We start from the raw sequence: 13920 nt of genomic DNA, 5'->3' as shown, positions 1-13920 counted from the left end.
GTGGCAATTGCCGATGGCGTCATTATAATGACGCCTGTTCATGCCTGCGCCGGTTGGCAAACCCGTTGTAATCAGGAAATTTCATGGAAAATCAACCTAAGTTGAACAGTAGTAAAGAAGTTATTGCCTTTTTGGCAGAGCGGTTCCCGCTTTGTTTCACCACTGAAGGTGAAACGCGTCCGTTAAAGATCGGTATTTTTCAGGATCTTGTTGAGCGTGTACCGGAGTCCGATAACGTCAGTAAGACGCAATTACGCTCTGCGCTGCGTCTGTACACCTCAAGCTGGCGCTATCTGTACGGTGTAAAATTGGGTGCCCAACGTGTCGATCTGGATGGTAATCCGTGTGGCGAGTTGGAACAGCAGCATGTCGATCATGCCCGCACGCAGTTGGAAGAAGCGAAAGCGCGAGTTCAGGCTCAGCGTGCTGAGCAGCAGGCGAAAAAACGTGAAGCAGCCGGAGAATCGGCAGACGCGGCACGTGCTCCTCGTCCCGCTCAGAAGCGCGCGCCACGTCGCGATGCTTCTCAAAACCGTGCTTCTCAAAACCATGCACAGCGTAAACCTCGTCAGTCTTCTTCCGACCCATCGCAGTCCTCTTCTCAGCCATCTGCTAATGCTCAATCTCGTCAGGTAAAACCTGCCAACAATGAGCGTCAGCGGGTCGCGGTTACGGATGTTTCCAAACTGCAAATCGGTCAGGAAATCAAAGTCAGAGCCGGCAAAGACGCCATGGATGCCACCGTGCTTGAAATTGCCAAAGGCGAAGTCAGAGTGCAATTGGCTTCTGGACTGGCAATGATTGTACGCGCAGAACATTTGCAGTTCTGATACGGAGGCCAACCTGGGCATGAACAACTTAGTCAGAATAACCGCCATCGCAGGCTTACTGCTGGCGGGCTCTAGTTTTGCAAATGAAAACATTACGCGTGTTGAGCAGATCCCTCAGCTACATCAGGAGCCTCAACATGCTACCGTTAGCGACAGGGTGGCCTCACGTTTCCTGCGTTCACATTATCGCCAGTTTATGCTGGATGCGCAGTTCTCTGAGAAAATTTTTAACCGCTACCTCAACATGCTGGACTACAGCCACAACGTGCTGTTGGCCTCTGATGTGGCGCAATTTTCCGGGCAAAAAGCCCAGTTGGGTGACGCGCTGAAATCCGGTCAGTTGGACGTTCCGTACGCGTTGTACAATCTGGCGCAGAAGCGTCGGTTTGAGCGTTTTCAATATGCGCTGTCGCTACTGGATAAACCAATCGATCTGACGGGCAATGACACGTTTGAGCTCGATCGTAGCAAAGCGCCTTGGCCGCAGAACGTCGGTGAGCTTAACCGCCTGTGGGATGCCAAGGTGAAATATGACTGGCTCAGCCTGAAGCTGACCGGTAAAGATGATAAAGACATCAAAGAGACGCTAACCAAGCGTTACCAGTTTGCGATTCGCCGTTTGGCGCAGAGCAACAGCGAAGATGTTTTCCAACTCGTCATGAACGCCTTTGCGCGTGAAATCGACCCGCATACCAGCTATCTGTCACCGCGTAACACCGAGCAATTCAATACCGAAATGAGCCTGTCGCTCGAAGGGATTGGTGCGGTGCTGCAAATGGATGATGACTACACCATGATTAATTCCATGGTGCCTGGCGGTCCGGCAGCGAAAAGTAAAAACATTACCGTGGGTGACCGTGTCGTTGGTGTAGGTCAAAACGGCAAACCGATGGTCGATGTTATCGGTTGGCGTCTGGATGATGTGGTCGCGCTGATTAAAGGGCCGAAAGGCAGTAAGGTGCGTCTGGAAATTCTGCCCGCAGGAAAAGGGACGAAAACCCGTATTGTTACGCTGACGCGCGAACGTATTCGTCTTGAAGACCGTGCGGTCAAAATGTCCGTCAAGACAGTCGGCAAAGATAAAGTCGGCGTGTTGGATATCCCTGGCTTCTATGTCGGCCTGACGGATGATGTAAAAGTTCAGCTTCAGAAGCTGGAAAAACAGAACGTCAACAGTATTGTGATTGACTTACGTACTAACGGCGGCGGTGCGCTGACGGAAGCGGTAGGGCTTTCCGGCCTGTTTATCCCAGGCGGCCCGGTGGTGCAGGTGCGCGATAATAATGGCAAAGTGCGTGAAGACAGCGACACCGACGGCATTGTGTATTACAAAGGCCCGCTGGTGGTACTGGTAGACCGTTTCAGTGCTTCCGCCTCCGAGATCTTCGCGGCGGCCATGCAGGATTATGGTCGTGCCTTGATCGTGGGTGAGCCGACGTTCGGTAAAGGCACCGTGCAGCAATATCGTTCGCTGAATCGGATTTACGATCAGATGTTGCGTCCTGACTGGCCAGCGCTGGGATCCGTGCAATATACGATTCAGAAGTTCTATCGTATTGACGGCGGTAGTACCCAGATGAAGGGGGTAACGCCTGACGTAATGATGCCAACCGGCACCGAAACGGTCGATACCGGCGAGAAGTTTGAAGACAACGCGCTGCCGTGGGACAGCATCAAAGCGGCTAACTATACGAAGAGTGGCGATTTGAAGGCGCTGATTAGCACACTGAATGAGCGCCATCAGGAACGTATCGCCAAAGATCCTGAGTTCCAGTACGTCGCACAAGATATCGCTCGCTACAATGCGATGAAGGATAAACGCAACATTGTGTCGCTGAATCTTGCCCAGCGCGAGAAAGAGAACGACGATGATGAAGCGATGCGTCTGAAGCGGATTAACGATCGACTGGCAAGAGAAGGTAAAAAACCGCTCAAATCGCTGGAAGATCTGCCGAAGGACTATCAGGCTCCCGATCCTTATCTGGATGAAACGGTGAAAATCGCTCACGATTTGGCACAGGAGCAGAAAGAGTAAGTCGCTAAAATCGTTCTGATAAATAAATGCCCTGTCTGGTCTATCCAACAGGGCGTTTTTTTAACTTACGTTGAGCGTTTTGGGATGAAAGCGCGGAGCTGTTGATGACGATTAACGGATCTTGGTGGGTGAACAGCCAAAACGGGTTTTAAACCGTTCGGAAAAACGCGCTGAGGATTTATACCCGCAGGCTTCGGCCAGACGCTGCATACTCCATGATGTCGTCTGTACCAGCATCATCGCGTGTTGCATTCGCGTCTCTAGCAACAGCACTTCAAAGCGTGTTTGCTCGACGGATAACCTCCGGCGCAGCGTGGCTTCGCTCATCGCCAGTCGTCGTCCCGCAGACTGTGCGGTCCAGTGACGCTCCGGCTCTTCGCTGATAAGCGTACGTAGCTGAGCGGTAACGCTGGGCTGTGGCGGTACACCAAAGCGATATCCCCGTTCCGACAGTACAAGCAGCATATCCATCAGCCGCAGTTCGAGACGCGATTCAGTGAGCGTGTTGCTCGTCATTCCCTCAACCAGATACTGCAAGGTATGAGTCAGATCGCCATCCAGTAAGAGGTGCGTGAAAGGCGCTGGAGGATGTACAGGTGACAATTTTTCGGGATAGCGATGATAAAAACGCGCCAGAAGCGGGGGTGAGAAGGTTAGAAAGAGTGACCGAAAAACGGCGTCATGACCGCTGGGCGTTTTCGTCAAATCAGCACTGGCATCAGGCGTAATCAGGCAAAGTTGAGACGGGGTGTCGATAACTGTCGTGCCGCCCTGCTCAATAAGGGTTAATTTGCCGGAGAGAACCAGCAGCAGCGTGGCTTCATAAAAATGAAAGCGCGTTGTCTGCTGCGGCGTGCGCAAGTGCGGCTGAGCTAGCGCACACAGGCCGAACCGCTGTAGCGGCTGGCCTAACGGCAATGTCCAGTCCGCCTCACGAAAAGGCGGAGTCGATGAGCGTAATACGGTCACGCTCATTGCCCGCCATGCTTATAGCGCATCATTATCACCACGTATTATTATCACAACAATGCAGGGTTCAACGTATACAGCCCAGTGAGTTTCGCTTCTGCTAATACTGGCGCGTTAGCCAGCGCAGCACGGACATTTTCCCCATTAAGTTCGCCTTCTATCGTCAAAGACGGTGTCGCAAGGGCGTAAAGCGTGAAGATGTAATGATGAACGAGTGCATCGTTCCACGGCGGGCAAGGGCCGTCATAGCCATAGTAGGTGCCTTTCATCTGCTCGTCCGTGGCGAACCAGACGGTGTAGTCATTAATGCCGTGTCGGAGCTCGGAGGGGGCATCCGGGCCGGTTTTCCCACGCGGAGTGATACTCGTGGAATGCGAGGCGGCAGTAATCTCACTGACGTTGGCCGGAATATCGAGCAATAGCCAATGGTAGAAATCGACACGCGGCAGAGAAGCGCTTACCTCGCGGCCTTCCTGATTCACATCGTCACCGCGGCTGGGTACATCCGGATCGTGGCAGATCAACACGAAAGACTGCGTCCCTTCGGGCGCGCCGTGCCAGGCAAGATGAGGATTGTGGTTAGAAGACAGTGCAATGTGGCTATTTGCGTCCGGTACGGCAAAGGCAAACTCGCCCGGGATAGTGCCGCCGTCCTGAAAACTGTGGCTGGAGAGTTGTAGCATGGTGGTGCTCCTTATCGTGATTCCGGTGGGTGTGGCATCATTATAGAAGAAGCTGAGCACAATTATTTTCCTAATGCCGTCAGAATAATGCTTTTAGCTTTCAATTTGAGGGCTTGAGATGATATTTGTAATCAGAGTAGAAACATAGTTTATGGTAATGAAGGCTAGAGGTTGCAGATAAAGCGCGTCGAGCGGTAGTAACGGATAGATCGTAAAGACGCTGCAAGTACGTCCAAAAGCGTTCCTGACGCTTTTGTCCCTGGGGCAAAAGCTTTACTCTTCTATTCCGTTACTCCCGTTTTCGTTCGGCAAATAGGTTTGCTAACGGTCTGCCGATTCCGATAGAGAAAGTCGATCTGTATCGCGATAGCGTGCGCGATTAACGACCCGCTTTTAGCTGCTGGAAGTAGGTTTCATACAGCGTGCTGGCGCTGCCAACGTCGTTCTGCCATTCGCCTTTCGCGATGGTTTCATCATCCGGGTACAGCGTTTTGTCCCCTGACACTTCCGGCGGTAGTAACTTTTTCGCCGCCAGGTTCGGCGTTGGATAGCCGATCGTTTCCGCAACCTGTGCCGCGACTTCTGGGCGTAGCAGGAAGTCGATCAGCTTCATCGCGCCGTCAACGTTTTTGGCATTGGCCGGAATCGCCAGACTGTCCATCCAGAAGATGCCACCTTCTTTCGGCCAGATAACATCCAGCGGTGTTCCCGCCTGACGCGCCACGTAGGCAGAACCGTTCCACACCATACCCAGGTTGACTTCACCCTCAATGAACGGGTTACCGGGGTTATCCGAGTTGAACGCCAGGACGTTCGGCATCAGAGCTTGCAGCTCTTTATAGGCCGACTCAATCTCTTCCGGGTCGGTGGTATTCGCCGAGTACCCCAGCTTACGCAGGGCGATTTGGAACACTTCACGCGCGTCATCCGTCAGCAGCAGGCTATTTTTGTACTTGGTATCCCACAAATCGGCCCAACGGGTGACGCTGGTGGGGTCAATCACGTCGTGATTAACACCCATTGCCGTGGCGCCCCAGATATAGGGAATCGAGTAGTCATTGTTCGGATCGAAGGATTTATGCAGCAGGTTTGGATCGAGATTATGGAAGTTGCTGAGCTTGCTGGTATCAATCTTTTGCAGCATGCCTTCCTTACTCATCTTGGAGATGAAATAGGTTGATGGGACAACCAGATCGTAGGCGCCGTCCTTATAGGTTTTCAGCTTGGCATACATACTCTCGTTGGATTCATAGGTGGAATAAATCACCTTGATGCCCGTCTCTTTGGTGAACTGCTCCAACAGGCCTGGCGGCACGTATTCGGTCCAGTTATAGAAATAGAGCGTTTTGCTATCATTGGCATTAGCGGTGCTGATGCCAAGCGCCAGCGCGCAGGCTGCCAGTAGGTGTGGCCACGTTTTCATTATGTTTACCTCCTTACAAGTCCCAAAGGAAATGCCCGTTGTTTTCAGCGGGCATGAAAATCAGATGTGCATGACGTTCGCCGCTGCCTTACTTTCCAGTGCGGTCGCGTAAAATCAGTTGGCTACTGAGCACCAGCCCGAGCGACAGAATGAGTAAAATCGTCGCCAGCGCGTTGACTTCAGGGGATACGCCAACTTTCACCATCGAGTAAATCTTCAATGGCAGAATTTCATACGCAGGGCCAGTGACAAACGAGGACACGACTACGTCATCCATCGATAACGTAAAACTGAGCAACCAACTCGCAGCCACTGCCGGCATCGCCAGCGGAAGAATGATTTTGCGCAGAATAATCACTTCGCTGGCACCCAAATCACGTGCGGCTTCCAGCATCCGCACATCAAATCCTTTCAGGCGTGAATAGACGGTTACCACCACAAATGGCAGGCAGAACGTGATGTGGGAAAACAGTAGCGACCAGAAACCGAGTGAGATGCCCAACAGCATAAAAAGCACCAGCAGTGAAATGGCCATCACGATATCCGGCGACATCATCACCACGAACAACATGCCGCCGACAAAAGGCTTGCCGCGAAAACGGTAGCGGTATAGCGCAACGGCCGTCAGGGAGCCAACTAGCGTGGCGAAGGTGGCGGAGAACATGGCCATCGTCAGCGAATGCTGTGCGGCCTGAAGCAGGCTGTCATTGTTCATCAGGAGCCGATACCAATCCAGCGTAAATCCCTGCCAGTTGATGCCAAAGCGCGCCTGATTAAAGGAATTCACGATCAGAATAATGATCGGGATGTACAGGTAAGCGTAAATGATGGACATAAATCCACCGCGGATTAAGCGTCCGGTCATTCCAGCTCTCCCTTTTTGTTCAGCAGGCGGGCTGTGCGGTAGTAGATAAACAGCAGCACGCCCATGACCAACGTCAGGCAGATGCTGGTGGCCGCACCAAACGGCCAGTCGCGGATGTTGAGGAACTGGCTTTTAATGACGTTACCGATCAGCAAATTCTTGGCACCGCCCATCAGGTCGGCAACGAAGAACAAGCCCATGGCAGGCAGCAGCACCAGCAGGCAGCCGGCGATAATCCCCGGCATGGTGAGCGGGATCACCACGCGAGTAAAGGTCTGCCATTTATTCGCCCCCAGATCGCGGGCGGCTTCCAGATAGGATTTATCGAGCTTTTCAATGCTGGAGTAGAGCGGCAGCACCATGAAAGGCAGCAGGATATAAATCAGGCCGAGAATCACGGCTTCGGAGGTGTACATGATCCGTAGCGGCGTATCAATCAGGCCAGTCCAGAGCAGAAATTCATTCAGATGGCCGCGCGTACTGAGAAAGATTTTTAGCCCGTAAATGCGGATTAGCGAGTTGGTCCAAAACGGCACAATCAGCAGAAATAGCATCAACGGCTGAATTTTTTTCGGTAAGCGCGCCAGAATAAAAGCAAACGGATAGCCCAGCAGCAGGCAACAGAGCGTGGCGATAACGGCCATATTCAGCGAATGCAGCAGGACGGAAGCATAAAGCGGATCGGCCAGTCGCGTATAGTTTTCCAGCGTAAAGACCAGGCTGACGAAATGCGTGTCATCGCGCGTCAGAAAACTGGTGCCGATAATCATCAGGTTGGGCAGGAAAACGAACAGCACCAGCCAGGCAACGATGAGTGTGATAATGGTGTTTTGAAAGCGTTTACGCGACTTCTTCATCGTGCAGGACAACCTCCCAGCTTTCCACCCAGGTGACGTCGACTTTCTGGTTGAGTGAATGATCGAAGTCGGGATCGTCTTCGTTAAAGAACTCGCTGACCATGACCATCTTGCCGCTTTCCAACTCGATGTTGGATTCCAACGTCATGCCTTTATAGTTGCGCTCGCGCACGTAACCCACCATGCCTTCCGCCTGCATACCGTCGGCCAGTTCTTCGACGCGTAAATCTTCCGGCCGCAGCAGTACGTTGAGGTGTTGGCCGACGGTGACCGGAAAGCTTGCGGTGATAACGCACTCATGGCCTTCGACCTGAGCGCGCACCCGCTGTTCGTCCAACGGCTCCAGCACGATGGCATCAAAGATATTGATTTCACCGATAAAGCTGGCGACGAACAGGTTTTTCGGCTCTTCGTAGATCTCACGCGGCGTGCCGTCTTGCTCAATACGTCCGTCGCGCATCACCACGATACGGTCGGACATGGTCAGTGCTTCTTCCTGATCGTGCGTGACGAAAATAAAGGTGATACCCAGCTTACGTTGCAGCGCCTTCAATTCGTTCTGCATCTGCTTACGCAGCTTATAATCGAGCGCGGACAGGGATTCATCCAGCAACAGAACCTTCGGCTGATTAACGACGGCGCGGGCGATGGCTACGCGCTGTTGCTGACCGCCGGACAACTGGTGCGGACGGCGCTGTGCCAGTTCCTCTAACTGCACCATTTTCAGCGCGTCAATCACGCGTGGCGTAATCTCTGTGGCGGGCGTTTTCTGCATGCGCAGGCCAAACGCCACGTTCTCAAACACGCTGAGGTGAGGAAACAGGGCATAACTTTGAAATACGGTATTAACGTGCCGCTGCTCGGCGGGCTGATGGGTGATGTCCTGCTTTTCCAGCATTACGTTGCCGCTATCGACCGTTTCCAGACCGGCAATCAGGCGCAGTACGGTGGTTTTGCCACAGCCGGATGGCCCGAGGATCGTCAGAAACTCACCGTTATTAATGGTGAGATTAAAATGGGAAATGATGTCTTTGCCATCAAAGCTTTTATGGACGTTGAGCAATTCAATGACCGGCATATCAATGGCCGGCATAGTTAGGGCGTTTTCTTTCATTAAGGTCGGGCTCTATTTCCTGATTTGGCCGACCAACGGTATCGCCGTTGCATCGTACCAAGGGTTATCACCTTTCAGACAGCGTGCGCAGTTAAGGGCGGCATTTTACGGGAAACGTTGCTTAACGCCAACTTGTGTGACCCCACTTCCGGCCGATTGACGACTGAACGGTGGTGATTCAGTCACTGAATTAGCGAAAATGTTTCTTAATTGTTACCTTATTGGGTCATTACTCGTGACCTCGTGGCCGCTTTTGGACCTGAATTCTGGTATGACGATTTGTTAAATCGGGAAAAAGCTGACCTGACGCAATATCTACCGCGGTAGCCCTATCCATAATGCCTTTCAGGGTTCAGGGGGCATAAATAAGATGGATAAATTACTCGACAGATTTTTGAACTACGTTTCATTTGATACACAGTCTAAATCCGGTGTCCGGCATGTGCCGAGCACTGACGGTCAACTGAAACTGGCGCGTGCGTTGCAGCAAGAATTGCTCGATCTGGGATTTGAACAGGTTGTACTCAGCAAACAGGGCTGCCTGATGGCGACGCTTCCGGCTAACGTTGCCTGGCCCGTTCCGGCTATCGGCTTCATTTCACATATGGATACCTCACCGGATTTTAGCGGCAAGAATGTTAATCCGCAGATTCTGGAAAACTACCGCGGCGGCGATATTGCCCTAGGGGTGGGGGACGAAGTGCTGTCACCGGTGATGTTCCCAGTGTTACACCAGTTACTGGGGCAGACGCTGATTACCACCGATGGCAAAACGCTTCTGGGGGCTGATGATAAAGCAGGGATTGCGGAAATTATGACCGCGTTGGTGCGCCTGAAAAAAAGCCAGCTCCCGCACGGCGATATTCGCGTTGCCTTTACGCCTGATGAAGAAATTGGCAAGGGCGCGCAATTTTTTGATGTGAAAGCGTTTAACGCACAGTGGGCCTATACCGTGGACGGCGGCGGTGTTGGCGAACTGGAGTATGAGAATTTTAACGCTGCTTCGGTTCAGGTGAAAATTGTCGGCAACAATGTGCATCCCGGCAGCGCCAAAGGGGTGATGGTGAATGCGCTGACGCTCGCCTCACACTATCACCAACAGGTGCCGGAGAGCCAATCGCCAGAACAAACGGATGGTTATCACGGATTTTATCATCTTCATAGCATGAAAGGTTCTGTGGAACGCGCAGACTTGCATTACATCGTTCGGGATTTTGACCGCAACGGCTTTGAGCAGCGTAAACAGACGATGTTGGATATTGCGGAAAAAGTCGGCGCGGGGCTGCACCCGGATTGCTACATTGAGGTTACGATTACCGATACCTATTACAACATGCGTGAGCAGGTTGAGCAGCATCCGCACATTATTGCGCTGGCGCAGCAGGCGATGCGGGATTGCGATATTGAGCCGAATATGAAACCGATTCGTGGCGGCACTGACGGCGCACATCTGTCATTTCAGGGGCTACCGTGCCCGAACCTGTTTACCGGCGGCTACAACTATCATGGCAAACACGAATTTGTCACGCTGGAAGGCATGGAAAAGGCGGTCTCTGTGATTATGCGTATTGCGGAACTGACGGCGCTGCGGGCAAAGCCGTAACGCTTCTATTCTATAGAGACGAATAAGGCGGGAATATCCCGCCTTATTATGGTGCAAACCGCTATTCAGGCTTGGCCTTAATCCGCGAAGTACCAGTAGCCGCTGTTGATCAGCACCGTAAGTTGCGCGAGGAAGGACGGGTCGTCCAGTGCATCGCCCAGTTGCTCCGCATCGATGGTCGGGTGCTCTGCCAACGTAAACAACGCCGCCTTGTGTGTGCTATTCACTTTCTCTCCGTTAACGAAGCAACTCTCCCCAACACAGACGACTCGCAAGCCGCCTAAACGGCGCAGCGGCTCACCTTGTTGCAGATAGTCATACACCTCGCCTGCCTGATAAGGTGGCTCCGGTGGTGAAAGATCAAGCTCGTGGCGGGATTGGGAAATAAACTCACCGAACCAATTCTGAAAATGCTCTGGTTGTTGCACCAAATCCAGCATCATTTTTTGCAGCGCATCCAGTTCTTGCGGCAGCACGCTGGCGATATGCTCACGAGAGAGAATCTCGGGATCGCTGTAGCGATGGCTGCCAAGCTCACGTGAAAGCACATAATCCGCAAAGCCGCTGACCAGCTCGCGTGCATTTGGCGCACGGAAGCCCACAGAATAGTTCAGCGAGTCCTCCAGCGAATAACCTTCATGTGGGAAACCTGGTGGAATATAAATGATATCGCCCGGTTCCAGCTCTTCATCAATAATCGCGTCAAACGGCTCGACTTGTAGCAGGTCTGGGTGGGGGCAGTGCTGCTTCATCGGTATTTTTTCACCGATGCGCCAGCGGCGACGTCCCGTTCCCTGAATGATGAACACATCATACTGATCCAAGTGCGGCCCTACGCCACCGCCGGGAACAGAAAATGAAATCATCAAATCATCAGTACGCCAGTCCGGCAGTTGGCGAAATGGCTGCATCAAGGCAGAAGAAGGCTCATGCCAGTGATCGACCGCCTGTACCAGCAGTGACCAGTTACTTTCCCCCAGATGATCATAGCTCTCGAAAGGGCCGTGGCTGACTTGCCAGCGTCCGTTCTGATGGCTGACCAGACGGCTATCGACCTCGTTTTCCAACGCCAGACCAGCGAGTTCATCAGGTGAAATCGGATCGATAAAATGCGTGAAGCCGCCTTTAATCAGGAGTGGGCGCTTTTGCCAGTAGTTCGCTAAAAAATCCTGCCAGTCGAGATTGAGCTGATAGTCCATACCGTTTTCCAGAAACTCGTTTTTGAGGAAATGACTGTTCTTGAAGACATGATTTTTCTTGAAATAATCAGTATTTTAAAACAATCCGCATTGTGGCAATAAGTATAGCGGAAGCATCGCGCGCTGTACTGCCTTTCACCCCTCATTCTGACTCAGGTTCTGGCGGGAGAAAATGGCTTCGACTCGGGCACCGCCCAGTGTGCTGTCGCTGATGAGGATCTCACCTTGATACTGTTCGATAATTTCGACGGCCACGGCGAGGCCGATACCTTGTCCGGGACGCATGCGGTCAGCACGCTGCCCTCGCAGGAAAATCATTTCGCGCTTACTCTCAGGGATACCGGGGCCGTCGTCATCAACAATCAGATGCAGTTTGTGATCGGAGTATTGCACGCTAATCTCGACAAACTCCAGACAGTATTTACAGGCGTTATCAAGAATATTGCCCATTACTTCCATGAAATCATTCTTCTCACCGACAAAGGTCAGTTCGGGCGGAATATCGAGCGTCAGCACGACGCCTTTGCGTTGGTACACCTTGTTCAGCGCGGAACACAGGCCATCCAGCAGCGCAGGAACCGAGTGCACTTCGCGTATCAGTAAATTATGTTCGGAGCGTACGCTGGCGCGATGCAGGTAATAGCCAATCTGCTGCGAAATACGGCTGATCTGCGCCAGCATAATAGGCTCAGCCTGATCGATAGTGATCTCTTTACCGGTACGCAGCGCGCGTAATGTGGTCTGCAAAACGGCCAGCGGTGTTTTCAAACTGTGAGTGAGGTCAGTGAGCGTCGTGCGGTACTTATGGTAGCGCTGGCGTTCATTATTCAGCAGAATATTCAGGTTTTTCACCAGACTGAACAACTCACGCGGTGGATTTTCATCCAGCTGTTCGCGCGTGCCTTTTTCCAGCTCGGCGATCTGTTTTACCAAATGCTGAATAGGACGTAGGCTCCAGTGGGCGCCCAGCCACAACAGTGGAAGCACCAGCAGAAGGTTGGCGATTAACACATAACTGAACCATTCCCATACGACGTCTTGTTGTTGAAGCTCCTGTGGAATGCGATCGACAACAACAATAGTGATGGAGGGAAGATGATCGGTCTTCGGATAAACGTTCACGGCGATGGAGTGCGTGAGCGCATTGCTTTGTGTGCCGTTCAGCGCTCGCAGGCTGCTCAGTAGTAAGGTATTACCCGTTAATACCGCGCTGCTGGTATCGGTGTCGGTATCCAATTCGTGGTAGGCCGTTTTGTTCAGCCACTCAGGTTTGATCAGCGCTTCTAGCTCAGGAACGTGCTTTTCACGCCAGATCATGTTGCCGTGTTCATCATATATCAATACCAGTGTAGGAAAATTGATATCAACGTCGGGCGGCGTGATGATATTCAGTTGGTTATCGCGCCACTGTGCAAGGCTGTAGTAGAGGTTACTCTCGCCGCGTAGCAAGCGGAATGAAGTTTTATCAAAGTTGACGCTATAGCCGATAATGGCGACGACGCCATAGGCTAACGACAACGCCAGCACAATGGCCGCAGTTGCGAGTAAAAAACGAATACGAAGCGAGAAGGGCAGCTTCTTATCACTCATACTGAGCCTAACGGCGTATCAATATCAAAACGATATCCTTGTCCACGCACGGTCGTGATCACATCAGGTGCCTCTGCTTGCTGAATTTTCTTACGCAGTCGCCCCATTAGCACGTCGATGGTATGACTTTCCCGCAGTTCTGCATCCGGATACAGCTGTAGCATCAGCGATTCTTTGCTGACAACCTTGCCTTTGTTACGAATCAGCGTCTCGATAATGGTGTATTCGAACGCGGTGAGCTTGATAGGCGATCCGTGGATTACCAGCTCACGGCGTGACAGGTCGATCTCAAGGGGCGGCAGGCTGATGACCTGCGATGCCAGCCCGCTGTTGCGTCGCATCAGCGCTTGCAGGCGCGCAACGACCTCTTCCATATGGAACGGTTTTGTCACGTAATCGTCCGCCCCGGCTTCCAGTACGGCAACTTTGTCCTGCCAGCCCTCACGTGCCGTCAGCACCAGAATCGGGAGTTTGACCTGATGCGCGCGCCAGCGACGGATCATGCTCATGCCATCTTCATCGGGTAACCCGAGATCGATAATGGCGATGTCCGGCATATTCTCATGCAGAAAATAATCCGCTTCTTTGGCGTCAGACGCAGCGTCAACCTGATGCCCCATTTCGATCATCTGAACGGTTAAATGGTGGCGCAATAATACATTATCTTCAACGACCAGAATCCGCATCGTTATATCCTCTGTCGAATAGATAGGGTCATATTTATGGAAATATTTTTATGTATCCTATCTTTC

Annotated in this window: 12 protein-coding genes; 3 read left to right on the top strand and 9 right to left on the bottom strand. The window is 52.3% G+C overall.

Annotation, left to right across the window (positions count from 1 at the left end; translation table 11 throughout):
• Positions 1 to 83 precede the first annotated feature (83 nt).
• Positions 84 to 830, top strand: a complete 747-nt coding sequence (gene proQ, locus H0247_RS02870) for an RNA chaperone ProQ (RefSeq protein ID WP_180741160.1) — start codon at positions 84 to 86, stop codon at positions 828 to 830.
• A gap of 19 nt (positions 831 to 849) precedes the next feature.
• Entirely contained in the window at positions 850 to 2865 is a 2016-nt protein-coding gene (gene prc, locus H0247_RS02865) for a carboxy terminal-processing peptidase (protein WP_180741159.1), read from the top strand.
• A 111-nt stretch (positions 2866 to 2976) separates the two neighbouring features.
• Here the strand turns inward: prc and H0247_RS02860 are convergent, their stop codons facing one another.
• The 6 genes from H0247_RS02860 to potA form a co-directional block, all read right to left on the bottom strand.
• The gene (locus H0247_RS02860) at positions 2977 to 3840 is read right to left on the bottom strand and encodes an AraC family transcriptional regulator (protein WP_180741158.1); all 864 of its coding nucleotides are present in this window, start codon (positions 3838 to 3840) and stop codon (positions 2977 to 2979) included.
• Between the two features lie 44 nt (positions 3841 to 3884).
• Positions 3885 to 4517 carry a YbhB/YbcL family Raf kinase inhibitor-like protein gene (locus H0247_RS02855; protein ID WP_180741157.1) on the bottom strand — a complete coding sequence of 211 codons (633 nt, stop codon included), beginning with the start codon at positions 4515 to 4517 and terminating at the stop codon, positions 3885 to 3887.
• Positions 4518 to 4896: 379 nt separating this feature from the next.
• The gene (gene potD, locus H0247_RS02850; protein WP_180741156.1) at positions 4897 to 5940 is read right to left on the bottom strand and encodes a spermidine/putrescine ABC transporter substrate-binding protein PotD; all 1044 of its coding nucleotides are present in this window, start codon (positions 5938 to 5940) and stop codon (positions 4897 to 4899) included.
• An 88-nt stretch (positions 5941 to 6028) separates the two neighbouring features.
• Positions 6029 to 6805, bottom strand: coding sequence for a spermidine/putrescine ABC transporter permease PotC (gene potC / locus H0247_RS02845; protein ID WP_180741155.1), 777 nt, complete (start codon positions 6803 to 6805; stop codon positions 6029 to 6031).
• Complete coding sequence (gene potB, locus H0247_RS02840; protein ID WP_180741154.1) at positions 6802 to 7662, bottom strand: spermidine/putrescine ABC transporter permease PotB; 861 nt, start codon at positions 7660 to 7662, stop codon at positions 6802 to 6804. Before potB ends, potC begins: the two co-directional genes overlap by 4 nt.
• A complete protein-coding gene (gene potA / locus H0247_RS02835; RefSeq protein ID WP_180741153.1) occupies positions 7646 to 8776 on the bottom strand; it encodes a spermidine/putrescine ABC transporter ATP-binding protein PotA in 1131 nt (376 codons plus the stop codon). Before potA ends, potB begins: the two co-directional genes overlap by 17 nt.
• A gap of 370 nt (positions 8777 to 9146) precedes the next feature.
• Between potA and pepT the strand changes: the two genes are divergently transcribed.
• The gene (pepT, locus tag H0247_RS02830) at positions 9147 to 10379 is read left to right on the top strand and encodes a peptidase T (protein ID WP_180741152.1); all 1233 of its coding nucleotides are present in this window, start codon (positions 9147 to 9149) and stop codon (positions 10377 to 10379) included.
• A 77-nt stretch (positions 10380 to 10456) separates the two neighbouring features.
• Here the strand turns inward: pepT and H0247_RS02825 are convergent, their stop codons facing one another.
• The 3 genes from H0247_RS02825 to phoP form a co-directional block, all read right to left on the bottom strand.
• The gene (locus H0247_RS02825; RefSeq protein WP_180741151.1) at positions 10457 to 11578 is read right to left on the bottom strand and encodes a cupin domain-containing protein; all 1122 of its coding nucleotides are present in this window, start codon (positions 11576 to 11578) and stop codon (positions 10457 to 10459) included.
• A gap of 135 nt (positions 11579 to 11713) precedes the next feature.
• Positions 11714 to 13168 (bottom strand): two-component system sensor histidine kinase PhoQ, encoded by a 1455-nt coding sequence (gene phoQ / locus H0247_RS02820; RefSeq protein ID WP_180741150.1) that lies wholly within the window; start codon positions 13166 to 13168, stop codon positions 11714 to 11716.
• The gene (gene phoP, locus H0247_RS02815) at positions 13165 to 13854 is read right to left on the bottom strand and encodes a two-component system response regulator PhoP (protein WP_180741149.1); all 690 of its coding nucleotides are present in this window, start codon (positions 13852 to 13854) and stop codon (positions 13165 to 13167) included. Before phoP ends, phoQ begins: the two co-directional genes overlap by 4 nt.
• Between the last annotated feature and the right edge of the window lie 66 nt (positions 13855 to 13920).

Source organism: Pectobacterium sp. CFBP8739 (assembly GCF_013449375.1).
In the GTDB taxonomy this organism is placed as follows: domain Bacteria; phylum Pseudomonadota; class Gammaproteobacteria; order Enterobacterales; family Enterobacteriaceae; genus Pectobacterium.
Note: the sequence above shows the minus strand (reverse complement) of the source record. Positions and strands in the feature narration are given on the sequence as shown.